This window comes from Pseudoalteromonas sp. RWi3 (genome assembly GCF_054960735.1).
The window spans coordinates 237,299-259,705 of sequence record NZ_JBHNYL010000003.1 but is presented as its reverse complement, the minus strand read 5'-3'; the positions used below and the strand labels follow the sequence as shown (position 1 = coordinate 259,705).

The following is a 22,407-nucleotide window of genomic DNA, read 5'->3' as shown; positions in this document are numbered from 1 at the left end:
TTCTAGATGGCTAAAATCATACTAAAAAACAATTTTAGGCCAAGCTTCACCTTGTTCATCAATGAAAACATCAACACAAATAAGACCAGCATAAGGGATTGAAAACACATTTTGGCTAATAAGAGATTCACGCGGGAGCTGACAAACAAATGCTAATATTTGTTTCATAACGCCAGCGTGGGTTATTACCAAATGTGCACCTGCATTTTGTGTCGTTATTGTCGCTAACAATTGCTGCCACCACGTTTCAACTCGGTTATAAAACACGCTCATTGGCTCGCCATTAGGTGGGGTAACTTGCCAAGGATTTTGCCAAAAGTCTCCAATTGTCGGTGAGCTGGCTTGCTGCCAAAGTGCTTCATAGCTTTGCCCATCCCAATCACCAAAATCATACTCTGCAATTGTAATGTCTATATTGAGTGGGAGTTGGCGAGTATTTGCTAACTGTTGAGCAAATAGTTTACAACGCTTCAAGGGAGAGCTTGTTACAGTGGTGATATCGCAAAGCCCAACAACTGCATCTTCTAACTGCTGAACACCCTTTTTGCTCAACTCAAAGTCGCTACGCCCCGCTAATACATTTTGCTGCTCAAGCTCGCCGTGACGTAAAAAATATACTTTAGCTGAAAAAGGCTGCATGGATTATCACTTTAAAAAGGACAAAAAAAGCGCCTGTTTTAAAAAGGCGCTTTTTATAAAATAATTCTGAGCTTATAAAATTTGGTTTTCTTTCCAAACTTGCTCTTTTGCCATGCGCTTTTTACGCTTATCACATGGGTCATCACAATCGCAGGCTTTATCAATACCTACTGAGCCTAGACCACCACAGCTACTAGCCATAGATTTTTTCTGCATTATCATGCCAATTGCCATTGCTGCGACAATTAATATAAGTAAACCAAAAGTAAGAAGAAAAAGTGACATTGCTTAGCCCCTGTTGTTCAGCAATAAAATAACGCTCAATCAATATTGAGCTGTGTGTATTATAAACCGCTTTGCGCTTGGCTACAAATAGGGTTTAAAAGCAGGGCTCGAATAAGTCACTAAACCATCCTTCGATTTAGCAATAAGATAGACCGCTAAATCATTTTTTTCTGCATACGCTTGGGCTTTATCCATGCCCATAATAGTCAATGCAGTAGCAAGCCCATCAGCTGTCATCGCTGAGGGGTGCAATACAGTAACCGATACCAAATCATGTCGGGTTGGCATACCTGTGACAGGGTCAATTAAGTGGCTGTAAGTCACACCATCCATTTCATAAAAAATGCGATAATCACCCGATGTAGCCATACCATTATTACCTGGCGCTAAAATACGGTGTACCTTTCGCGTACCCGGCTCGGCGTCAGGTTGCTCAATAGCGATACGCCACTCTTTAGCATTCGGCTTTTTACCAGAAATACGCAGCTCACCACCTATTTCAACCATGTAATCAGTTATGCCGTGGCTTTCAAGTAGCTCTGCTACTTTATCAATACCATATCCTTTTGCTGTCGCAGAAAACGAGAGCTCTAAGCCGTCAATCGTTTTTGCTAACCCCTGCTCAGTCAGTTTTAATTTATCAACACCTATTTTAGCTATCATGTTAGCTAATTCTTCGTCCGTTGGGCGTTTAGTTGGCTTTTTATCAGGACCAAATCCCCATAAATCAATTAATGGCCCCATGGTGACATCTAATGTTTTTGTCGACTCACCTAAACGAATAGACTCTGCGACAACCGCTCTAAAATCAGCGCTAATCGGCATGACTTGGCCTGCAGGTATGCGATTAAAGTTATTTATCTCTGAATCTTTAATATAGGTCGACATGGATTGATTCACGCCTTTTAGCAATTTTTCGACCTCTGGGAGTAAATTAAGCGAGTCCAACTTTTCTTGTTTTGCATATGCTTTGATGTGATAAGTCGTCCCCATGGTTCTGCCCTCAAGGTAGAGCTCTTTAGGCTCATCACTTTGACCACAACCTGATATGAATAGAGTGAGAAAAATAAACAAAAAGGCAACGAGTGCCTGCGGGTGAAATACTTTATTCATGGCAGCCTACTTAAAATTTGAAATAAAAAAAGCCTCGTAACAAACATTGTTACGAGGCTTATATTCTAACCAAAACTAACGTGTTTTGGTATCAGTGTTAGCCACCGAAATCATCTAGTAAGATATTTTCGTCTTCAACACCTAAGTCTTTCAACATAGTGATAACCGCAGCGTTCATCATTGGAGGACCACACATGTAGAACTCACAATCTTCTGGCGCTTCGTGATCTTTAAGATAGTTCTCAAATAACACGTTATGGATAAAGCCTGTATAGCCTTCCCAGTTATCTTCAGGTTGTGGATCTGAAAGTGCAGTGTGCCATACGAAGTTATCGTTTTCAGACGCTAAGCCGTCAAAGTCTTCTACGTAGAACATCTCACGCTTAGAACGTGCACCATACCAGAAACTCATCTTACGCTTGGAGTTTAAACGCTTAAGTTGGTCAAAGATATGTGAACGCATTGGCGCCATACCAGCACCACCACCAACAAATACCATTTCAGCGTCAGTTTCTTTCGCGAAGAACTCACCGAATGGACCTGAGATAGTTACTTTATCACCTTCTTTAAGTGACCAAATGTACGATGACATTTTACCACAAGGTAAGCTTAAATCTCTTGGCGGCGGCGTAGCAATACGCACGTTAAGCATGATGATGCCTTCTTCTTCTGGATAGTTAGCCATTGAGTAAGCACGAATAGTTTCTTCGTCTACTTTTGACTCCAGCTTGAAGAAACCAAAATGGTTCCAGTCGCCACGATACTCTTCTGGTACATCGAAATCAGCGTATTTAACGTGATGCGCAGGGGCTTCAATTTGAATGTAACCACCAGCACGGAACGGTACTGATTCACCATCAGGTATTTGCAGTTTAAGCTCTTTAATGAATGTTGCTTTGTTATCGTTAGAGATAACTTCACAATCCCATTTTTTAACACCGAAAATTGACTCTTCAAGTTCAATTTCCATGTCATTTTTAACATTTACCTGACACGCTAAACGACAGCCTTCACGGGCTTCACCTTTAGAGATATGGTCAAGTTCAGTTGGTAAGATATCACCACCACCTGAATGAATGTGAACACGACACTGACCACAAGAGCCACCGCCACCACATGCAGACGATACGAAAATACCTGAATCAGATAGTGCACCTAATAGTTTACTACCTGCTGATGTTTTAATGGCTTTATCTGGATCGCCATTTACGCCGATGATGATGTCACCGCTTGCAACTAACTTAGATTTAGCACCAATGATAACTAAAACTAGTAGTACAACGATAGCGATGAAAACACCAACGCCTAAGAAAATCTCATTACTCATGATTTATCCTCGCTACCTTTTAAAGTGAAATACCAGAGAATGACATAAAGCCAAGACCCATTAGACCAACAGTGATGAAGGTAATACCTAAACCACGTAAGCCGTCTGGCACGTCTGAATATTTCATTTTCTCACGAATACCAGCAAGTAAAGTAATTGCTAGCGCCCAACCAACACCAGAACCGATACCATACACCACTGATTCAGTGAAGTTATAGTTACGTTCTACCATGAAAGATACCGCACCAAAGATCGCACAGTTAACTGTGATCAACGGCAAGAAAATACCTAACGCGTTATAAAGTGCAGGGAAGAACTTATCTAATGCCATTTCAAGAATTTGTACCAATGCTGCAATAACACCGATAAACGTCAAGAAACGTAAGAAGCTAAGATCCGCTTCTGGGTAACCAAGCCACTCTAGTGCACCGGGTGCAAGAACCGCATGATAAACCAAATTATTAACTGGTACTGAAATACCCAATACCACAATAACTGCCACACCTAGACCGATAGACGTTGTTACTTTCTTTGATACAGCAAGGAAAGTACACATACCTAGGAAGAAGGCCAAAGCTAAGTTTTCAATGAAAACCGCTTTTACGAATAAACTAATATAATGTTCCATTGTCTGCCCCTTATCCTTTCGCTTCTACTTGGTCTTTCTTATAAGTACGAAGTACCCAAATGAATAAACCAATGATGAAGAATGCGCTAGGTGGTAAAATCAATAGACCCATAGGTTGATACCAACCGCCATCCTGCACAAGCGGAATGATGTCAGCGCCAAACAGTGTACCTTTACCAAATAGCTCACGAATAAAGCCAACTGTTAGTAACACGACTGAGTAACCAAGACCATTACCGATGCCATCAAGGAATGACATAACTGGTGGTGATTTCATCGCGTATGCTTCTGCACGACCCATTACGATACAGTTAGTAATGATTAGGCCAACAAATACAGACAACTCTTTTGCCGTAGCGTAAGAGAATGCTTGTAATACTTGGTCAACAACAATTACTAACGATGCAATAATAGTCATTTGCACAATAATACGAACAGATGATGGGATCTGGTTACGAATCAGTGAGATGAATAAGCTTGAAAACGCTGTAACCAAAGTCAATGCGATTGACATGATAAGTGCATTTTTTAAGCTAGATGTCACTGCAAGTGCAGAACAAACACCAAGTACTTGTAGTGCTATTGGGTTGTTTGCGAATACCGGTCCAAATAGAACCGACTTCATTTCTTTAGTATCAGCCATTATTTCAACGCTCCTTCACGTACTTTCGCAAGGAAAGGACCAAAGCCGTTTTCGCCAGTCCAAAAATCAACTGCGTGATCAACACCGTTAGACGTTAAAGTTGCACCTGATAAGCCATCAACTTGATGCTCATTTTTAGCGCCACTTTTAACAACATTGATTGGTAACTCTTTACCGCTCCACATTGCTGTCCATTGTGGGTTTTGAATTTCGCCACCCAAGCCTGGTGTTTCGTTATGCTTGTAAAAGTTAATATCTTTAACCGTTTCGCCATCGCTTTCAAGCGCTAAGAAACCATACATTACACCCCAAAGACCATAGCCTTGGATTGGTAAAATGATAGCATCTGTAGAGCCATCTGCTTTTTTAGAGATGTAAACTGGTGACTCAGTAGTCATACGCTGAATACCTGCGATATCTTTGATACCGTTAGCTTTCAAAGCAATACTGATTTTTTGGTCGAATTTACTTTTCTCAAAATCAAAACTATTTGGGTCTGTAGCAACAAACTCACCCGTGTTCATATCGACTACACGCGCTTCGATTTTAGCGTTAAACGTATCAGAGATATTTTCAACTGCGTCGATACCTGCTGCAGCCAAGATATTTTTTTGAATATCTTGCGTTTTGTTAGCTTGCTGTAAAGGGCGAAGCTGAACTGAAGCAAACGATACGATGATTGCACACACTAAACATAGTGCAACAACAACGGTTAGCGTTTTGCCGATTGATTCGTTATTACTAGACATTACGTGCCAACCTCCGCTTGATATTAGCTTGCACTACAAAGTGATCGAATAATGGAGCAAACAAGTTAGCAAACAAGATTGCTAGCATCATGCCTTCAGGGAAAGCTGGGTTTACTACACGAATCATTACTACCATCACACCAATAAGTGCACCATACGCGAATTTTGCTTTGTCTGTAAATGCCGCAGACACAGGGTCTGTCGCCATGAAGAACATACCAAAGGCAAAACCACCCAACACTAAGTGCCAATGCCAAGGCATTGCAAATACAGGGTTTGTGTTTGAACCAATTGCATTTAATAAGAATGCAGTTGCAACCATACCTAGGAATACACCTAGCACGATGCGCCATGAAGCAATTCGAACGTAAATTAAGAACAAGCCACCGATCATCACTGCAAGGGTAGATGTTTCACCTACTGAACCTTGAATGAAGCCGTAAAAAGCATTCCACCAAAGAGCCATGTTGCTGTAATCAAGAGAACCAACAAACGCTTGACCTAGCATAGTTGCACCAGAGAACGAATCTACTGCTGTCCATACTGTGTCACCTGAAATTTGTGCAGGATATGCGAAGAATAAAAACGCACGACCAGCAAGCGCAGGGTTCAGGAAGTTACGGCCAGTACCACCAAAGATTTCTTTAGCGATTACAACACCGAACGTGATACCCAGCGCAACTTGCCACAATGGGATAGTTGCAGGAAGAATAAGTGCAAACAATACAGAGGTTACGAAGAAACCTTCGTTTACTTCGTGCTTACGCACTGAAGCGAACAACACTTCCCAGAAACCACCCACGGCGAATGTCACTGCGTATATAGGCAAGAAGAAACATGCCCCGTAGAACATTTTAGCGCCCCAGCCTGAGTTAGCGGTTAATTCACCACCAAATAACTGAAACAAACCAACTTGCCAAGAATTTGCTAGTTCAAAACCTTGTGCCAATGCACCGGCGGCCTGATGACCTATATTGAACATACCAAAAAACATCGCTGGGAATGTTGCCATCCACACTAAAATCATCATGCGTTTTAGGTCGATGTTATCGCGTACGTGTGTCGCGCCTTTATTTACGTAACCAGGGGTGTAAAAAATAGTTGCTGCTGCTTCATACAGGGCATACCACTTTTCATGTTTACCACCGGCTTCAAAATGCGGCTCGATATCTTCAAGAAATTTCTTTAAACCCATCTCTCTAGCCCTCTTTCTCGATTGTAGTCAAGCAATCGCGTAGGATTGAACCATACTCGTATTTACCTGGACAAACGAAGGTACATAACGCTAAATCTTCTTCATCAAGCTCAAGTGCACCTAATGTGATTGCACCGTCTAAATCACGAGAAATTAGATCACGTAATAAAGGCGTTGGAAGAATATCTAACGGCATAACACGCTCATAGTTACCCATTGGCACCATGGCACGCTTTGAACCACCTGTAGACGTAGTCATTTTAAATAAACGACTTGGTGTAAGGTGAGACAAGAAAGTGCGTGTTACAGAGAATTTATCACTACCTGGGCGAATCCAACCAAACAGTTCTTTTTCGCGACCTTCAAGTAAAACAGATACTTGAACATGGTAACGACCTAAAAACGCTTGAGGACCGGCAGAAGTAGAACCAGATAGAACAGAACCAGAGATAACACGGTTATCGCCGTCTTCTAATTCACCCGCTACTAAATCGTCCAACGAAGCACCTAGTTGAGTTTTCACTAAACGAGGGTTCTTAACGCGAGGACCCGCTAGAGAAATAACACGGTCTGTGCTGATTTCACCAGTAAGGAATAGGTGACCATACGCAATAACGTCTTGGTAACCAATATGCCAAACTTGTTTGCTAGCAGAAACAGCGTCTAAGTGATGGATATGTGTGCCAACAAGGCCAGCCGGATGTACGCCACCAAACTCATGTACTTCTACTTGAGGAATTGATGAACTAGGTACTTGGCTGCCTGCTTGTTTACAAACAAATACTTTACCATCAGTCAAACGAGATACCACAGCAAGACCCGCTTCAAATGCTTGCGCATTTTCGGCAATAATAACCGCAGGATCTGCAGCTAATGGGTTTGTGTCGATAGCCGTCACAAAAATAGAACTAGGATTTGCATCCACAGCCGCTACTTTGCTGAATGGGCGCACACGAAGTGCCGTCCACTGACCTGACTGGATAAGTACTTCTTTGGCTTTTTCACGGTCGATGCTCGAAAGCTCATCTGCCTTGAAAGAGTCAAAGGTGATTTGCTCACTGCCGTTTATTTCAATAACAACAGATTGCAGCACACGTTTTGCACCACGATTAATTTCTTTTACTGTACCAGCAGCTGGGGCAGTAAATAATACGCCTGGGTTCTTTTTATCTTCAAAAAGTACCTGGCCTTTTTTGACTTGGTCATCCACACGAACATGCATGGTTGGACGCATACCAATAAACTCTTCACCTAGCACAGCTACACGTTTGACGGCAGAGCCATCATGAATAACTTGCTGAGGTGCGCCCTCTATGGGTAAGTCCAGACCTTTTTTTATGTTGATCATACGCACTTGCACTACATTAACGGAAAGAAACTGAAAAATCGTACCAACCACGTCGCCATTTTGATTACCGAGCAAATTCAAGGTATCAAAGAACTGCCTGTTTAGGATACAAAACAAGCAACGCAGTAAAACTCCTCACATATATTGCCCGAATTTTAACATCAATCAGGGGCACTATGCGAGTGGAAATATGAAATTTATACGACAGGAGCAGTAATTTAGCTCAATAGTCACATTTGAATAAAATTCAATATAGACCAAAGTGCAATTGCTCGCGAGTAAGGATAAGAATTAAACAGTAAATAGCTGTAAATAAACCTAACAATAAAATACAGGCATTAAAAAAGTCGCCGCAGCGACTTTTTTAATGAACAAACAAAATTAGTCAATCATGTTCGTAATGTTTGCTATAGACTCTACATCTTGGTCGTAATCAACGCTGTCGATACCAAATCCAAATAAGCGTAAGAACTCATTATGGTAACCAACATAATCTGTTAGTTCATCGATTGTTTCTGTGGTTACGCTGTCCCATACGGCTTGAATACGTGCTTGAACATCATCTTCCAACTCTTTGTAGTTTTGGAATAAATGTCCGCCATCATCAAAGCGTGGTGAATCACCATAGAGATTTTCGGTAAATAAAGCATGGATCTGCTCAATCGTACCTTCATAGGTACCATCTGCTTTCATCACTTTAAATAGTGCTGAAATGTAAAGAGGCATAATCGGAATTGCAGAACTTGCTTGAGTAACAACCGCGTTAAGTGAAGATACATACGCTTCACCGTTTAATGCTTTGGTAGACTCTTTAATAGCCACAGTGGCACGGTCTAAGTCTTCTTTTGCTTTACCAATTGTTGCATGACCGTAAATTGGCCATGTTAGTTCTTTACCGATGTAAGTATAAGCACTGGTCTTAAAGTTATCAGCAAGTACGTCAGCTTCTTTAAGCGCATCAATCCACATTTCCCAATCTTCACCGCCCATTACTTTAATGGTGTTGTCGATATCGTCTTGGCTTGCTGCTTCTACTGTTATTTCATCAATTTCACGCTTTGACGTATTAAGGTTTTTAGTCGTAACTGAATCGCCAATTGGCTTAAGTGTAGAAGAGTACGTTTCACCTGTATTTGGATCTGTACGACGAGGAGATGCCAAGCTGTAGATAACTAAATCGACTTTACCTAAGTCAGCTTTAATTGTATCAATCGCTTTTTGTTTGATTTCGTTTGAGAACGCATCACCATTAATATTTTTAGACCATAAACCTGCTTCATCTGCTGCATTTTGAAATGCTGCCGTGTTATACCAACCTGCTGAACCTGTTTTACGCTCAGTGCCTTCTTTTTCAAAGAAAATACCTAGAGTTTTAGCACCGCCGCCAAACGCAGCTGTAATGCGTGAGGCAAGGCCATAGCCTGTAGACGCACCTATAACTAATACATTTTTAGGTGCATTTTTTAATGCTCCTTGTTGTTTTACATAGTTAATTTGTTCTTGTACATGCTCTGCACAGCCTACTGGGTGGGCGTTTGTACAGATAAATCCGCGAATTTTAGGCTTAATGACCATTGATCATCCTATATCTATCTCAATAAAAATTAGCGCTAGTTTAAAGGCTAATTGTAAAAACACAGGTCTGATCAGTAACGTTAACTGTCAAACCTGACCATTAATCTAATTTAGAGCCACCTAAACAACTTGGCGAGTCAGCAATCTGACCACTTTGCTCACTGAACTCTTCGGGTGTAAATGTGTGAATTGCTAATGCATGAATATGATTTGCTAATTCATCTTTTAATACTTCATTTATTTGACGGTGACGTTGCAACAAACGCTTGCCGCTAAACTCTTCACTAACAACAACCACTTTAAAGTGTGAATCTTCACCACGGCTGTGCATATGGCTTTCATTGACTACATTGAGGTGTTTACAAGCTATTGCATCTGCGATTTTGCTTTGTATTTGTTCTTGCATTGACATAAAGGACCAACCCATAACTAACTAATTTATCAACTATATCAAGTTGCAAAGTGTCTTGGCTAACAAAATTATAGCTAGCGAGTTTGTTTTATGTATCTGAAGGTTAAACTCATACGTGGATGGTGCAGTGTCGTTCTTTTAGTAATTGCATGTTGGTAGTCGCGCTGACTGTTACCATACATAACTAAACAGCTACCACTGTGTAATTTTATTTCACTTACTTTATTACTCGCTTTATTTTTTATTTTTAACGCACGCTCTGCGCCAAGAGAAATACATACTATGGTGGGTTGTGCGCCAAGTTCAATTTCATCATCACTGTGCCACCCCATCGTGTCGTTGCCATCACGATAGTAATTAATCAATAAAGAGTTAAAAGGCTGCTGTAAATGACGCTCTAACCTTTTTCGCATGGCTAATAACACATCTGGCCAGGGCTCTACCGTTAATTTGCTCTGCGAATATCCATATTCAATATTACTATCACTAATAAAGCATTGCAGCCTTGGAATAGGCCCCGTCTTTCCATAAACCGTCGTTACTGGCTGTTGCCATGGTAGGTTTTGCTGTAAATAATAAAATAAATCGAGACTTTTTTGCCCACTGAGGGCACTTCTTTGATAAGAAAAGCCATTTGGTAGCTGTTGGGGGTTGGCGTTTTGCCGTTGCATGTTAGAATTTACCTATCATTTGATTCTGATCACTTAACTATTATGACAACGCAAGCACAGCTCGGCGAAACAACCTTTACTCTAGAACGTTTTCCATTAGATCAAAAAAACCGTAGCCTTCAAGCTTGGGATTCAGCTGACGAATACCTTATTGACTATGTTACTGAACATTATCCTAGTTGTCGCTCTTTACTCATTTTTAATGATAGCTTTGGTGCTTTATCATGTTACTTTTCTAAACAAGGGTTAACAGCTTGTTCAGTTAATGACTCTTACATTAGTCATCAAGCTGCTGCATACAATTTAGCTGAAAACAAAGTCTCGACTCATTCATTTAGTCAGCTCGATAGCTTATCAGCATTGCCTGATGACATTGATTTAGTTATTTTAAAAGTACCGCGCACGCTTGGTTTTCTGCAATACCAACTTTCAGAGTTAAGTGAAGTACTTAAGCCAGGAACGCCTGTCATCGCAGCGGGTAAAACCAAAGATATTCATAATTCGACGATTAAAGCCTTTGAGCAGTATATTGGCGAAACGAAAACCAGCTTAGCGGTAAAAAAATCACGTTTGATAATTAGCCAAGCTCAGGGTGGATACAAAGCCGCAGATTTTCCCGTTAATTGGCCACTTGAAGGCACTGACTATACAATTAGTAATCATGCAAATGTGTTTTCTCGAGACTCGTTAGATATTGGTGCACGGTTCTTTTTTAACTATTTACCTCAAACTACTAAAACAAAAAAAATTATTGATCTAGGCTGTGGTAATGGTGTGGTTGGTTTAATGACATTATCGCGTTGCCCCAATGCTGAAATGACATTTGTTGACGAGTCATACATGGCGGTTGAGTCAGCACGACTAAATATTGAGCTCAATATGGAAGATAAATTTGAGCAGTGTTCATTTATCGAAAATGATTGTTTAACTGGTTTTGAGCGTGAAAGTGTTGATGTAGTTTTATGTAATCCGCCTTTTCACCAAGCACAAGCCGTCACAGACCATATTGCATGGCAGATGTTTAAACAAGCTAAAGACACCTTAAAAAATGGTGGTGAACTACGTATTATTGGAAACCGTCATTTAGACTATCATGACAAACTAAAGCGCATGTTTGGCAATTGTCGGTTACTTGGATCAAATAAAAAGTTTGTTGTTTTAAGTGCAACTAAAAATAATGGGATGCTATAACGATGAAAAACTACCTATTACCTTGCTGTATTTTATTAGCCCTTGGCGGATGTAGTAGCCAACCTAATCAAATGATTCTTAATCCTTCATACCAAGGTGGAAAAATAAGCTCAATTAGCCAAAGCTTGAACACAAGTGTAATCGACTTAAGGGGCGACAGCGCCACACTTAAATTAATAAACGACGATAAAACACAGACAATTGCGAGCCAAGGCTTAACAGAATCAATTAAAAGTGTGATCGATAGTGCGTTGAGTCGCAACGGCGCCAGCATATCTAATCTAGCAACGACTAGATTTGAGGTTGATATCCATACACTTCAGGCCATAGTTACTGAAAAAATGCTAACTCACACCAGTGATGCAAAAATCGAGTTGGGTCTGCGCGTCATTAAAAGTACCAGCAACTTTAGTAAAACGTACCGTGGCAATGCCAGTCTAGAAGCGCCACTTAATCACGATAGAGCAAAAATTGAAGGTCAACTCAATAAGTTGACTGAGCAGTTAATAACACGCATGGTATCAGACTCAGAATTGTTAGCATTTTTAGAAGGTTAAATATGAAACGTATTTTTTTATTTTTTGCATTATTATTTATTAGCCAAAACATAACCGCTGCAACTGAAGGGCGCTTTGTACAAAAAAACAATATGTTCCCACGAGTGGAAATCAGTACAACAATGGGTAAAATCATCGTTGAAATGGATCGCTCTAAAGCCCCTATTACCGTCAATAACTTTTTAACGTATGTAATGGATGGCAGCTACAATGGTACCGTATTCCACCGTGTTGAACGCGATATGGAAAACGAGCGAGATTTTGTAATACAAGGCGGAGGTTACGACAAAGAATACGATGGCGTTTACGAAGGCGATCCTATATTTAATGAAAGTGGCAATGGCTCAAAAAATGATATGTATAGTATCGCTATGGCGTATCAAGACCGTCAACCACACTCTGGTACTCGCCAGTTCTTTTTTAATATGGATGACAATGACCACCTTAACCCAGGCCGTGAATGGGGCTTTGCGGTATTTGGTATGGTAATGGACGGATATGAAACCTTAGATAAAATAATGCAGGTAGAAACTGGGTTTAACGAAAAGATTGGGTACGATTTTGTGCCTAAAACCCCGGTTGTGATTTTAAATATGGCTGTATTAGAGCCGACTCCTTTATAATATTTATGGGGCTTTAAAATAAAGCCCCTTGTATCCCTCTTTGCCAATGAAGGCGCTATGAAAAACAACTTATCAATTACTGAATATTTTTCTTACTTTAAAGACAAACGGTTAATTAACGTTTTCATATTTGGTATGAGTAGTGGTTTTCCATGGGTATTGATTGGCTCAGTTATGTCTGCGTGGCTAAAAGACGAAGGTTTGAGCCGCAGTATGATTGGCCTATTTGGCATTGTATTTGGTGCTTACAGCATCAACTTTTTATGGTCTCCTTTAGTTGATCGCATCAAACTGCCCTTGTTGTATAAATGGCTTGGCCAGCGTCGCAGCTGGATACTTTTTTGCCAAAGCTTTATCTTATTGGGTGTGCTTTTACTAGCCGGTTTAGATATAACAGCACATTTAGCTATCGCAGCTGCACTATGCTTATTAATTGCTATCGCATCAGCCACGCAAGATATTGCCATCGATGCGTTTAGGATAGATACCCTCGAGGAGAACGAAAGCCATAAAGCCACAGCTGCTGCTGCAATGGCGACTTCAGGTTGGTGGAGCGGTTATGCATTACTGGGCGCTATTCCTTTTTATATGGCGGATATTCCCAGCGTTGGTTGGCCACAAGTTTATTACTTTCTAGCGGGTTTGATGCTACTACTAATGAGCTGTGTTTTTTGGGCAAAAGAGCCGGTCTCAAATCGTGAAGCGGTCCACGAAGAGTTAGAGCGTATCTATCAAGCAAAGCTTGCTAGCAATGCCACTGACTCACAATCAGCAAAAGTCGTTGCTTGGCTAGCTGTAACTGTTTTAGATCCATTTAAGACATTCTTCGCGCGAAACGGTGTAAAAACAGCTTTAGCGCTGCTCGCCTTTATATTTCTATTTAAAATTGGTGAGGCCTTTTTGGCACGCATGTCGATTGTGTTTTATAAAGAGGTCGGCTTCTCAAATACTCAAATTGCCAATTACTCAAAACTAGGTACAGGGCTAATCACCATAATATTCGCATTTTTAGGGAGTATATTTAATCACAAGTACGGCATTGTTAAAGGTTTGTTTATTAGTGGTGTAGCAATGGCTGCATCCAACTTAATGTTCTCATGGATAGCTCTTGCAGGTCCCGAGGAGTATTTGTATGCGATGGCAATCGTAGTCGATGGTTTTACACAAGCATGGTCTTTAGTCGCTATGGTTGCGTTTATTTCTATGTTGTGTGATCGTGCGTTTAGCGCTACACATTATGCATTATTAGCCTCATTAGGTAATTTAGGAAGAACACTACTTTCAAGTTACAGTGGAGTGGTGATAGATGACTGGCTAGGTGGGAACTGGTCGTTATTCTTTATTCTAACTGCGTTAATGGTACTACCATCCTTGATATTTTTATATGTAATTAGGCATAAGCTTTATGAGCTTGAAAATAACTATCACAATAATAGTAAAGTGTGAAAGCGCTTCCTTGCACTAGCAAAAAAAAATGATTAACGGATTAATCTTCTTTTAATAAGCCTAGACCTTCATACGGGTCTACTTCTAATGCATCGCAATAGCGTAAAAACTCAATCACATCTAAACGACGTTCTTGATTTTCAATTTTACCAATAAAAGAGTGCGGCGTACCTAATACTTGTGCAAGGCTACGCATTGTATGGCCTTTCTCATGGCGTTTTACTTTAAGCCACTTGGTCAATTTTGAGTTTTCTTCAGAAGAAACTGTTTTACCCATCATAAAAAACATCTCCTACTAGATGATTTAGAGTTAAATTAAAATAAGAATGAAATTTTGCCCGTCTCACTCTTGGATACATTATATACTATATAAAAGCATGTGAAATAAAAAACTTTAAGCTCACCTAAAAGGTAAACTAAAAGTTAAAGAATGAAAATAGCTATTGTTAATAGAACAACAAATAAAATATTAAATTATTTGAATAACACTAATGTATCAAATAATTTATTTTTTTAAACTCACTTTGCGATGAATTTTTTTTAAATTTAAAATCAATAAGTTAAAATTGAAAAAGAACACGTTTCAACCAATTGAGGGAATTATGTTTAGATTACTCTTTTTATTACCGGTCGTACTTTGCATTATTTGGTACTTTTTTCTTAAACAAAATGGTGTCCCTATTAAACAAGGTAAAAAAGGCTTTATATACATTTTAGCGTTTTCAGCGCTTGTCTTAGGCTTTTTTATTCTAATGATTCAAGTCACACAGAATTAAGGCTGGGTATTTTTAATACTTAAAGGTGTTTTTTTGTACAACACAATACGCGAGCACCGAGCTTAGAGTCTCTGAGGTTCACTATAAAAAATGAGCATTTCGTTTGGGTTTGTGTCCTTTAGGCTCTAACACTACTAATTTAAATTTTTATAGATTTGGTGTAATGCTGAATATATGAACAATTGTTTAGGACTTATTTTAATTCGTCTTCTATTTGTATTAATCGCTTTAGATAAATACATCGTTTAAATTATGAATAACACTATATTGTTATCCACAACAATTTACAGCTCAACAATACCCAATGAACATATATTTACGCAAAACAACACTAACTAAAATTGTGTGCTATTTAGTAGCCAAAAGAGTGTGATAGAACTTAAAAATCACGGAAGAATTGCTAACCAAAAGGAAGGAATTAAAAGTGAGAGTAGATTACAGGCAGAAAAGTTAATAAAAAAGTCTAAAATTAAAAAGCCGCTGCTTAGCGGCTTAATTTATTTGAAGTTATACGCTAAAACTAGCGCCACAACCACAGGTAGTCGTTGCATTTGGATTAGAAACAAAAAATCTTGCCCCTTCTAACCCTTCTGTATAATCAACTTCACCGTCAACTAAATACTGAATACTCATTGGATCAACAACTAAGGTAACCCCGTTCTTCACTATTTCTAAGTCGCCTGGGTTCGCTTTCTCGTCAAAAGTAAAGCCATATTGGAAACCAGAACAACCACCGCCTGTCACATAAACACGCAGTTTAAGTTCCGGATTCTCTTCTTCATCAATTAATTGCTTAACGCGGATTGCCGCAGCGTCACTAAATTTAATCGGTAATTCTTCTGACATACCCAACCCCTCAATTCCTGTATTAGGGTGATTATCTAATACCCGAGTGTTTTAATCAAGTATCCACCCACCTTTACTAATTTGATTAGTTATAAAGTGATACTCAACAAAAAGGAAAAAATAATAACCATTTGTTATAGGTACCCTATACTAAGCATATTCAATACAAACTCTCGTTTTAAATGCAACTATCAAAACCCACTTTATTATTGTTTTTATTAATGTTACTTCCTACCTTTTATGTCAGTGGTGAGCAGCAAACCTGGACTATTACCTCACTGGAATGGCCCCCCTATGCGAGCAAAAACATGCCCAATGGCGGTGATGCAATTGCTCAGCTAAGATCGTTATTAAAGAAAAACAATATCACGCTCAAAGTTGAATATCATCCGTGGCTAGAAGCACAAAGATTAGCTAGAAACGCCAACTACGTTGGTTACTTTCCTGCTTGGCCCAGTGAAGTAACTGAAGGGTTTGTTTCATCTAAAAAAATAGCCACATCTGAACTTTCTGTTGTTGCAGCTAATTATCACCAACATCAAAGTGATCTTGATACTGTCTTTTCAAATAGCCAAATTATTACCGTAGATAACTATAAGTATCCTAAAACCGCTTTTGAATTAATTACTAGCTATGCAAATAATGTTATCAGCGTTGATAGTGATTTAGCATTACTCAAAAGGCTCAATGAGAATAATTCTGAGCTTGCTATTGTTGAGCCAAATGTGATTCGCTTTTTGGCTCAACGTTTTCAACTAAAACTGCCAAAAACAATCACACAATTTAGTAATGTGACGCTGGTACTTGCTTTGCGAAATACGCCAGACAACTTGAGTCGAATTGATCAATTAAATACATTTCTACAAACCTCTTATGATGAACATACTCATTATCGAAGACCTAAAAAATTACTTTTAACACAAGTGGATGTCCCTACAGCACAACCATTTACAGAGTTTATGCAGTCTATTTATAAAGACTTAGGTATCAAAACAGTGATTCAAACAACACCGACTAAACGTGGGTTATTACTAGTTGATGCCGGTATAGTTGACGGCGATGTTGTTCGAGCAAACCAAAATATGCAAAATTACGATAATATTGCGTTAATCGAACCTAGCCTTGGCACTATCAGCCTCGCTTTATTGTGTAAAAAAAACCTACCCTGCAATAGCAATGTACTAAGCTCTCACGGCAATAAAATTATAAGTACTCAAGACAATCGAGTTTTGTTATCTGAATTCACAATAAATGCCCAACTAATTGAACTCGAAAGCATAGAAGGCTCACTTAATATGCTGAAAAAAAACAGAGCCGATTATATTATTTACCCCGCAACCGAACACATGCAGTTGCAGCTTAAAAAAGAATTTAATTTTTTTAAGCTCAGAGACATTAAAGTTAATACAATATTGAATAAAATCCACGCCCCTCTGATCCCTGAGCTATCAAAGGCAATTTCAGAAAAACTAAATGAAACAGGCCCAATATCTTCTCATCATTAGGTTCTATTTATCTACCAAGACTCATTTTTCAACCATGCGTTAAGTTCTTAAGCAAAGCTTACCCGACTAATATAGCTGCTTCTTATAAATTAGCGATAACGCAGCATAAATGCCAAAGAGCTTAGCATGGGTTAAACAAGTTCAATCATCAAAGGTCAGAAAAACCTACTCCGATGTGAAATATATTTTAAAAATGCCAACGACTTAACAGGTTTGATTTGGTAAACTTGTCACTCAAAATGTGCTGTGAGGAAATATGCATGTGGCTCGAAACGCTGAGGCGTCAACTAGCAAAGCCTAAGACATCTGTTCAACTATGCTTGCTTGGCGTGTGCGCAGGGCTAATTGCCGCAATTTTAATAATATTCTTTCGCCTCACCATCATGTTTTTCCAGAGTTTATTTCTGAGTACGCCTGATGATTTCACCACCCTGCCAACTCTTGAACGTGTGCTGCTTCCAATAGGAGCTGCATTAATAATCGCATCATTTGCAGCACTTACTGGTTTTAAACATTATCGTTTGGGCATCCCTTTTGTTATACACCGAATAAAAAAGCATTACGGTCAAATGCCTTTATATAACACCGTGAACCAATTTGTTGGGGGAGCTTTAGCACTGATCAGTGGTTTTTCTGTTGGCCGAGAAGGTCCTTCTGTTCATTTAGGGGCGACTGGTGCAAGTTTACTCGCTGACAGACTACATTTACCTCATAACTCAATGCGTACACTAAGCGGTTGTGGGGTTGCAGCTGGGATAGCGGCCTCCTTTAACACACCTTTAGCTGCTGTAATTTTTGTTATGGAAGTAGTACTCAGAGAGTACAAAGTACATATCTTTGTCCCAATTATGCTGGCAGCAGTAACTGGTGCTCTGGCTACACAGTTTGTTTTTGGTAATGCATCAGAATTGGCCTTGATCACCATTACTCCCCTTTCTGGTTGGCACTATCCGTTCCTCATCGTTTTTGGTATGGCACTTGGCGCGGTTGCATTTGCTTTTAATCAAAACTTAATGCTGATCATTCGTACCTTTAAACCTTTGAGTATGTTCCCTCGGCTATTACTGGCAGGCCTTATTGCGGGGTTAATTGCTTATTTAGTGCCTCATGCGATGGGCTCCGGTATGAGCGCAATTACGCTAGCAATAGAGTCTCCAGATGATCTGCAGTTTTTAACCACCATCTTAATCGCCAAGCTTCTTGCAACTTTATTTGCAATTGGCCTAGGTATTCCTGGCGGGATCATTGGCCCAGTCATTGGGCTTGGGGTTTTAATGGGTACACTTATGGCGTTTTTCGCACAATTTATAAGCCCAGGTGTAGATATTGCCGGCACCTATAGCGTATTAGGAATGGCAGGCTTACTCGCTGCCACATTACATGCACCTCTTGCGGCATTAACCACGGTAATGGAGCTCACATCGAGCCCTGAAATAATTGTGCCTGCCATGTTGGTAATTTCAACTGCCTACGTAACTGCTCTGCAAGTATTTGGTAACAGGTCTATTTTCATGCAGCAGTTAGATTTCCAAGGGCTAGAATATCAAATATCGCCAGCAACAGAAGCCTTACAAAAAGTCGGTGTAATGGATGAAATGGACGAGCAATTTAAGCTGCTTTACAGCGATGATAAAGAACAAATTAAAGCAAGCTTAGATGCCCTTGATAGCCAAACTCCACTGATTGTACACGACGCTGAAAACGGCTATCGATTAGCCGAATATGATTTAAGTTTAATGTCAGATCAAAACATCTCTATCAATTATATAAGTCTTCAGGGGCTTAGCAGCCAAGCAACACTAGCTGATGCGTTTGATCTGTTAAAAGATAAGCGTTCTGGCGCTGTCTACATTTATAATTTGATGGATAACCAACAAATTATGGGGATAATGCGTTGGGATAAAATCCGCCACATTCTAACGATACGAAATACACTATTATAATCAATTAAAGAGATCTCTATGAGTGCCTTACTTGTCTATAAAGCTTTACATGTCTTTTTTATGATAGCCTGGTTTGCGGGCATATTTTACTTGCCTCGTTTATTTGTTTACCACGCAATGACTGAAGAAAAATCCTGCAGCTCAATGCTTAAAATAATGGAACGCCGACTACTGTTTTTTGTGACTCCCTTTGCGTTCTTAACCACTATTTTTGGTGTCCTGATGATTGTAGAATATGGCCGCGAATGGTTTAAATACAGCATGTGGTTACATTACAAATTAGTACTGGTGATAATTTTATATGCATACCATGCCTACTGCTTTAAGTTATTGGCTGACTTTAAACACGATAGAAATAGACGCACTGATCGTTTTTATCGTATTTTCAATGAGCTGCCAGTACTGTTACTACTTGTTATTGTATTTTTAGCGGTAACTAAGCCCAGTTTATAAAAAATTTGTTATAATATCGCGCGATTGCGTGCCCATGATTCATGGTTGATCGCGCCCCATTTCAATGTAATAGGAATAACCCAATGTTAAGTTTCCAAGGTGAAAATATTCTTTCTGTTAATCAGCTCGACAGAGACTGTATTGAACGTATTTTTGCAGTAGCCAAAAAAATGGAACCGTATGCTAAAAAGCAAAAACGTACCAATGTATTAGAAGGCGCCATCTTAGCAAACCTATTCTTTGAACCAAGCACGCGCACTAGAGTGAGCTTTGGTACGGCTTTTAATTTGTTAGGTGGGCTCGTTCGTGAAACCACAGGTATGCAAAGCTCAGCCCTTGCTAAAGGTGAGTCACTTTACGACACTGCTCGTGTGATTTCGGCTTACGCAGATGCAGTAGCTATGCGTCATCCAGATGCAGGCTCTGTCGCTGAGTTTGCAACTGGCTGCTCTGTTCCAGTAATAAATGGAGGGGATGGTCCTAACGAGCACCCAACGCAAGCGTTACTCGACTTATTAACGATTGAGCGTGAACTAAATCGCTTTGAGCAAGGTATAGATGGGATGCATATAGCGCTTGTTGGTGATTTAAAATACGGTCGTACCGTTCATTCACTGTCTAAGCTGCTGTGTCATTACAAAGATATAAAATTCTCAATGGTTGCACCTGATGGCTTACAAATGCCAAGTTACATCTTAGACGCTGTTGATAATGCAGGTCATAAGATTGAACTCGTTGATAAAATGGAAGGCAACCTAGCAGCTGATATCGTGTATCAAACACGTATCCAAGAAGAGCGCTTCCCATCGCAAGAAGAAGCCAATAAATACCGCGGAGGTTTCCGCATAAGTCAATCAATTTACAACGCACACTGTAAACCAAGCTCAGTGTTAATGCACCCGTTACCGCGTGACAGCCGCTTAGAAGCGAATGAGCTCGACAACGATTTAAATAGTAATGATAACCTTGCTATTTTCCGTCAAGTGCAAAATGGCGTGCTAATTCGCATGGCGTTATTTGCATTAACATTAGATGTTGCAGACAAAGTTGAAAAGTATGAAGTTGAAGTACCTTGGTTTAGCCGTAAACGTAACAGTTAAGCAATACTTTATTTCAAAATAAACCATGAAAACTCAATAGGAATATTCATGACAATTAGCCAAGATTTATTTGCCCGCGCCCAAGCATCAATCCCGGGTGGCGTTAACTCTCCAGTACGTGCCTTTAACGGCGTAGGCGGCACGCCTCTATTCATTACCAAAGCGCAAGGTCCGTTTACTTTTGACGCTGATGGTAACCGTTATATTGACTACGTTGGTTCATGGGGACCAATGATTTTGGGTCACAACCACCCTGCTATCAAACAAGCGGTACTTGACGCTGTTGAAAATGGTTTAAGCTACGGGGCGCCAACCGAAACCGAAATTTTCATGGCAGAAAAAGTAAAGCAGCTAGTACCATCTATTGAAAAAGTACGCATGGTAAGCTCAGGCACAGAAGCAACCATGAGCGCGATTCGTTTAGCTCGCGGTTACACTGGTCGTGACAAAATACTTAAGTTTGAAGGCTGCTACCACGGTCATGCAGACTCATTATTGGTTAAAGCAGGTTCTGGCGCGTTAACAATGGGTGTACCAAACTCTCCGGGTATTCCTGAGGACTTCGCTAAACATACTTTAACTGTATCGTTTAATAACCTAGACGAAGTTAAGGCTATTTTTGCAAAATACGCTGACGATATTGCTTGTGTTATCGTAGAGCCCGTAGCAGGTAACATGAACTGTATCCCTCCTGTAGAAGGCTTTTTAGAAGGCCTGCGCACAGTGTGTGACGAATACAAATCAGTACTTATCTTTGATGAAGTCATGACTGGTTTTCGTGTAGCCCTTGGTGGTGCACAGGCGTATTACAACATTAAGCCAGACTTGACGTGTTTAGGCAAAGTGATTGGCGGTGGCATGCCAGTTGGCGCGTTTGGCGGTAAAACTGAGATTATGGATTACATTGCCCCAGTAGGACCTGTATATCAAGCAGGCACGCTTTCTGGTAACCCAATAGCGATGGCTGCTGGCTTAAAAGCGCTTGAATTATTAGATGTTGATGGCCTACATGATGCACTTGAAGCAAAAAGCAAAGCAATTTGTGAAGGCTTTGAAGCGGCTGCTAATAAAGCCGGCATTCCACTGACAACTAACTACGCCGGTGGTATGTATGGCTTCTTCTTTACTGAGCAAGAAAAAGTAACCACTTACCAACAAGCAACTCAGTGTGATTTAGAGCGTTTTAAAAAGTTCTTCCACTTGATGCTTGAAGAAGGTGTATATTTAGCCCCTTCAGCATTTGAAGCGGGCTTTGTTTGTTCTGAGCACTCAGAGCAAGAAATTGCCGATACTATCGCCGCTGCAGAACGCGCATTTGCAAAACTTTAATCCACCTGTTTTGCTATAAAAAAAGCCCGTAAGGGCTTTTTTTTTATGCTCTA

General features: G+C 40.0%; 23 protein-coding genes. 9 read left to right on the top strand and 14 right to left on the bottom strand.

Annotated features, from left to right (window positions below; genetic code table 11):
• Positions 1-21 precede the first annotated feature (21 nt).
• From ACFI4Z_RS06960 to ACFI4Z_RS06905, 12 genes are all read right to left on the bottom strand, one after another.
• A complete protein-coding gene (locus ACFI4Z_RS06960; RefSeq protein WP_462669948.1) occupies positions 22-639 on the bottom strand; it encodes a histidine phosphatase family protein in 618 nt (205 codons plus the stop codon).
• Between the two features lie 72 nt (positions 640-711).
• Positions 712-924: a (Na+)-NQR maturation NqrM gene (gene nqrM / locus ACFI4Z_RS06955; protein WP_135473143.1), complete on the bottom strand. Its 213-nt coding sequence runs from the start codon at positions 922-924 to the stop codon at positions 712-714.
• Between the two features lie 81 nt (positions 925-1,005).
• A complete protein-coding gene (locus tag ACFI4Z_RS06950; protein WP_462669947.1) occupies positions 1,006-2,037 on the bottom strand; it encodes an FAD:protein FMN transferase in 1,032 nt (343 codons plus the stop codon).
• A 97-nt stretch (positions 2,038-2,134) separates the two neighbouring features.
• Positions 2,135-3,364: an NADH:ubiquinone reductase (Na(+)-transporting) subunit F gene (gene nqrF / locus ACFI4Z_RS06945; protein WP_462669946.1), complete on the bottom strand. Its 1,230-nt coding sequence runs from the start codon at positions 3,362-3,364 to the stop codon at positions 2,135-2,137.
• A 19-nt stretch (positions 3,365-3,383) separates the two neighbouring features.
• Entirely contained in the window at positions 3,384-3,992 is a 609-nt protein-coding gene (gene nqrE / locus ACFI4Z_RS06940; RefSeq protein ID WP_054205555.1) for an NADH:ubiquinone reductase (Na(+)-transporting) subunit E, read from the bottom strand.
• A gap of 10 nt (positions 3,993-4,002) precedes the next feature.
• Positions 4,003-4,635, bottom strand: a complete 633-nt coding sequence (locus ACFI4Z_RS06935; RefSeq protein WP_462669945.1) for an NADH:ubiquinone reductase (Na(+)-transporting) subunit D — start codon at positions 4,633-4,635, stop codon at positions 4,003-4,005.
• Positions 4,635-5,384, bottom strand: coding sequence for a Na(+)-translocating NADH-quinone reductase subunit C (locus tag ACFI4Z_RS06930; protein ID WP_462669944.1), 750 nt, complete (start codon positions 5,382-5,384; stop codon positions 4,635-4,637). Before ACFI4Z_RS06930 ends, ACFI4Z_RS06935 begins: the two co-directional genes overlap by 1 nt.
• The gene (locus ACFI4Z_RS06925; protein WP_462669943.1) at positions 5,377-6,579 is read right to left on the bottom strand and encodes an NADH:ubiquinone reductase (Na(+)-transporting) subunit B; all 1,203 of its coding nucleotides are present in this window, start codon (positions 6,577-6,579) and stop codon (positions 5,377-5,379) included. The genes ACFI4Z_RS06930 and ACFI4Z_RS06925 overlap by 8 nt, the downstream gene beginning before the upstream one ends.
• Before the next feature lie 4 nt (positions 6,580-6,583).
• A complete protein-coding gene (locus tag ACFI4Z_RS06920) occupies positions 6,584-7,927 on the bottom strand; it encodes a Na(+)-translocating NADH-quinone reductase subunit A (protein WP_394192275.1) in 1,344 nt (447 codons plus the stop codon).
• 381 nt (positions 7,928-8,308) lie between these two features.
• The gene (gene fabV, locus ACFI4Z_RS06915; protein ID WP_462669942.1) at positions 8,309-9,502 is read right to left on the bottom strand and encodes an enoyl-ACP reductase FabV; all 1,194 of its coding nucleotides are present in this window, start codon (positions 9,500-9,502) and stop codon (positions 8,309-8,311) included.
• 100 nt (positions 9,503-9,602) lie between these two features.
• Complete coding sequence (locus ACFI4Z_RS06910; protein WP_462669941.1) at positions 9,603-9,914, bottom strand: BolA family protein; 312 nt, start codon at positions 9,912-9,914, stop codon at positions 9,603-9,605.
• Positions 9,915-9,988: 74 nt separating this feature from the next.
• Complete coding sequence (locus ACFI4Z_RS06905) at positions 9,989-10,585, bottom strand: alpha-ketoglutarate-dependent dioxygenase AlkB family protein (RefSeq protein ID WP_462669940.1); 597 nt, start codon at positions 10,583-10,585, stop codon at positions 9,989-9,991.
• A gap of 42 nt (positions 10,586-10,627) precedes the next feature.
• On the opposite strand from ACFI4Z_RS06905, the gene ACFI4Z_RS06900 reads away from it, so the two are divergent.
• The 4 genes from ACFI4Z_RS06900 to ACFI4Z_RS06885 are packed head-to-tail and all read left to right on the top strand — an operon-like array spanning position 10,628 to position 14,402.
• A complete protein-coding gene (locus ACFI4Z_RS06900) occupies positions 10,628-11,776 on the top strand; it encodes a methyltransferase (protein ID WP_462670015.1) in 1,149 nt (382 codons plus the stop codon).
• A 2-nt stretch (positions 11,777-11,778) separates the two neighbouring features.
• A complete protein-coding gene (locus ACFI4Z_RS06895) occupies positions 11,779-12,333 on the top strand; it encodes a YajG family lipoprotein (protein ID WP_462669939.1) in 555 nt (184 codons plus the stop codon).
• A 2-nt stretch (positions 12,334-12,335) separates the two neighbouring features.
• A complete protein-coding gene (locus ACFI4Z_RS06890) occupies positions 12,336-12,956 on the top strand; it encodes a peptidylprolyl isomerase (RefSeq protein WP_462669938.1) in 621 nt (206 codons plus the stop codon).
• 57 nt (positions 12,957-13,013) lie between these two features.
• Positions 13,014-14,402 carry an AmpG family muropeptide MFS transporter gene (locus ACFI4Z_RS06885; protein WP_462669937.1) on the top strand — a complete coding sequence of 463 codons (1,389 nt, stop codon included), beginning with the start codon at positions 13,014-13,016 and terminating at the stop codon, positions 14,400-14,402.
• Between the two features lie 40 nt (positions 14,403-14,442).
• Here ACFI4Z_RS06885 and ACFI4Z_RS06880 read toward each other — a convergent pair whose 3' ends face one another.
• Both ACFI4Z_RS06880 and erpA read right to left on the bottom strand, forming a co-directional pair.
• On the bottom strand, positions 14,443-14,682 hold the full coding sequence (locus ACFI4Z_RS06880; protein ID WP_058560149.1) for a helix-turn-helix domain-containing protein: 240 nt from the start codon (positions 14,680-14,682) through the stop codon (positions 14,443-14,445).
• A 1,003-nt stretch (positions 14,683-15,685) separates the two neighbouring features.
• On the bottom strand, positions 15,686-16,024 hold the full coding sequence (gene erpA / locus ACFI4Z_RS06875) for an iron-sulfur cluster insertion protein ErpA (protein ID WP_099294890.1): 339 nt from the start codon (positions 16,022-16,024) through the stop codon (positions 15,686-15,688).
• Between the two features lie 221 nt (positions 16,025-16,245).
• Here erpA and ACFI4Z_RS06870 point away from each other — a divergent pair, with 221 nt between their 5' ends.
• From ACFI4Z_RS06870 to hemL, 5 genes are all read left to right on the top strand, one after another.
• The gene (locus ACFI4Z_RS06870; protein ID WP_462669936.1) at positions 16,246-17,529 is read left to right on the top strand and encodes a type 2 periplasmic-binding domain-containing protein; all 1,284 of its coding nucleotides are present in this window, start codon (positions 16,246-16,248) and stop codon (positions 17,527-17,529) included.
• 260 nt (positions 17,530-17,789) lie between these two features.
• On the top strand, positions 17,790-19,472 hold the full coding sequence (locus tag ACFI4Z_RS06865) for a chloride channel protein (RefSeq protein ID WP_462669935.1): 1,683 nt from the start codon (positions 17,790-17,792) through the stop codon (positions 19,470-19,472).
• Positions 19,473-19,490: 18 nt separating this feature from the next.
• The gene (locus ACFI4Z_RS06860) at positions 19,491-19,925 is read left to right on the top strand and encodes a CopD family protein (RefSeq protein WP_462669934.1); all 435 of its coding nucleotides are present in this window, start codon (positions 19,491-19,493) and stop codon (positions 19,923-19,925) included.
• 83 nt (positions 19,926-20,008) lie between these two features.
• The gene (locus ACFI4Z_RS06855) at positions 20,009-21,025 is read left to right on the top strand and encodes an aspartate carbamoyltransferase (protein ID WP_394192285.1); all 1,017 of its coding nucleotides are present in this window, start codon (positions 20,009-20,011) and stop codon (positions 21,023-21,025) included.
• Positions 21,026-21,073: 48 nt separating this feature from the next.
• Positions 21,074-22,354, top strand: coding sequence for a glutamate-1-semialdehyde 2,1-aminomutase (gene hemL / locus ACFI4Z_RS06850; RefSeq protein WP_462669933.1), 1,281 nt, complete (start codon positions 21,074-21,076; stop codon positions 22,352-22,354).
• The last annotated feature ends 53 nt before the right edge of the window (positions 22,355-22,407 follow it).

What these genes read in the sequence shown, in the direction of transcription:
- ACFI4Z_RS06960 (WP_462669948.1), bottom strand. Translation starts at nt 639, where the DNA reads ATGCAGCCTTTTTCAGCTAAAGTATATTTTTTACGTCACGGCGAGCTT.
- nqrM (WP_135473143.1), bottom strand. Translation starts at nt 924, where the DNA reads ATGTCACTTTTTCTTCTTACTTTTGGTTTACTTATATTAATTGTCGCA.
- ACFI4Z_RS06950 (WP_462669947.1), bottom strand. Translation starts at nt 2,037, where the DNA reads ATGAATAAAGTATTTCACCCGCAGGCACTCGTTGCCTTTTTGTTTATT.
- nqrF (WP_462669946.1), bottom strand. Translation starts at nt 3,364, where the DNA reads ATGAGTAATGAGATTTTCTTAGGCGTTGGTGTTTTCATCGCTATCGTT.
- nqrE (WP_054205555.1), bottom strand. Translation starts at nt 3,992, where the DNA reads ATGGAACATTATATTAGTTTATTCGTAAAAGCGGTTTTCATTGAAAAC.
- ACFI4Z_RS06935 (WP_462669945.1), bottom strand. Translation starts at nt 4,635, where the DNA reads ATGGCTGATACTAAAGAAATGAAGTCGGTTCTATTTGGACCGGTATTC.
- ACFI4Z_RS06930 (WP_462669944.1), bottom strand. Translation starts at nt 5,384, where the DNA reads ATGTCTAGTAATAACGAATCAATCGGCAAAACGCTAACCGTTGTTGTT.
- ACFI4Z_RS06925 (WP_462669943.1), bottom strand. Translation starts at nt 6,579, where the DNA reads ATGGGTTTAAAGAAATTTCTTGAAGATATCGAGCCGCATTTTGAAGCC.
- ACFI4Z_RS06920 (WP_394192275.1), bottom strand. Translation starts at nt 7,927, where the DNA reads ATGATCAACATAAAAAAAGGTCTGGACTTACCCATAGAGGGCGCACCT.
- fabV (WP_462669942.1), bottom strand. Translation starts at nt 9,502, where the DNA reads ATGGTCATTAAGCCTAAAATTCGCGGATTTATCTGTACAAACGCCCAC.
- ACFI4Z_RS06910 (WP_462669941.1), bottom strand. Translation starts at nt 9,914, where the DNA reads ATGTCAATGCAAGAACAAATACAAAGCAAAATCGCAGATGCAATAGCT.
- ACFI4Z_RS06905 (WP_462669940.1), bottom strand. Translation starts at nt 10,585, where the DNA reads ATGCAACGGCAAAACGCCAACCCCCAACAGCTACCAAATGGCTTTTCT.
- ACFI4Z_RS06900 (WP_462670015.1), top strand. Translation starts at nt 10,628, where the DNA reads ATGACAACGCAAGCACAGCTCGGCGAAACAACCTTTACTCTAGAACGT.
- ACFI4Z_RS06895 (WP_462669939.1), top strand. Translation starts at nt 11,779, where the DNA reads ATGAAAAACTACCTATTACCTTGCTGTATTTTATTAGCCCTTGGCGGA.
- ACFI4Z_RS06890 (WP_462669938.1), top strand. Translation starts at nt 12,336, where the DNA reads ATGAAACGTATTTTTTTATTTTTTGCATTATTATTTATTAGCCAAAAC.
- ACFI4Z_RS06885 (WP_462669937.1), top strand. Translation starts at nt 13,014, where the DNA reads ATGAAAAACAACTTATCAATTACTGAATATTTTTCTTACTTTAAAGAC.
- ACFI4Z_RS06880 (WP_058560149.1), bottom strand. Translation starts at nt 14,682, where the DNA reads ATGATGGGTAAAACAGTTTCTTCTGAAGAAAACTCAAAATTGACCAAG.
- erpA (WP_099294890.1), bottom strand. Translation starts at nt 16,024, where the DNA reads ATGTCAGAAGAATTACCGATTAAATTTAGTGACGCTGCGGCAATCCGC.
- ACFI4Z_RS06870 (WP_462669936.1), top strand. Translation starts at nt 16,246, where the DNA reads ATGTTACTTCCTACCTTTTATGTCAGTGGTGAGCAGCAAACCTGGACT.
- ACFI4Z_RS06865 (WP_462669935.1), top strand. Translation starts at nt 17,790, where the DNA reads ATGTGGCTCGAAACGCTGAGGCGTCAACTAGCAAAGCCTAAGACATCT.
- ACFI4Z_RS06860 (WP_462669934.1), top strand. Translation starts at nt 19,491, where the DNA reads ATGAGTGCCTTACTTGTCTATAAAGCTTTACATGTCTTTTTTATGATA.
- ACFI4Z_RS06855 (WP_394192285.1), top strand. Translation starts at nt 20,009, where the DNA reads ATGTTAAGTTTCCAAGGTGAAAATATTCTTTCTGTTAATCAGCTCGAC.
- hemL (WP_462669933.1), top strand. Translation starts at nt 21,074, where the DNA reads ATGACAATTAGCCAAGATTTATTTGCCCGCGCCCAAGCATCAATCCCG.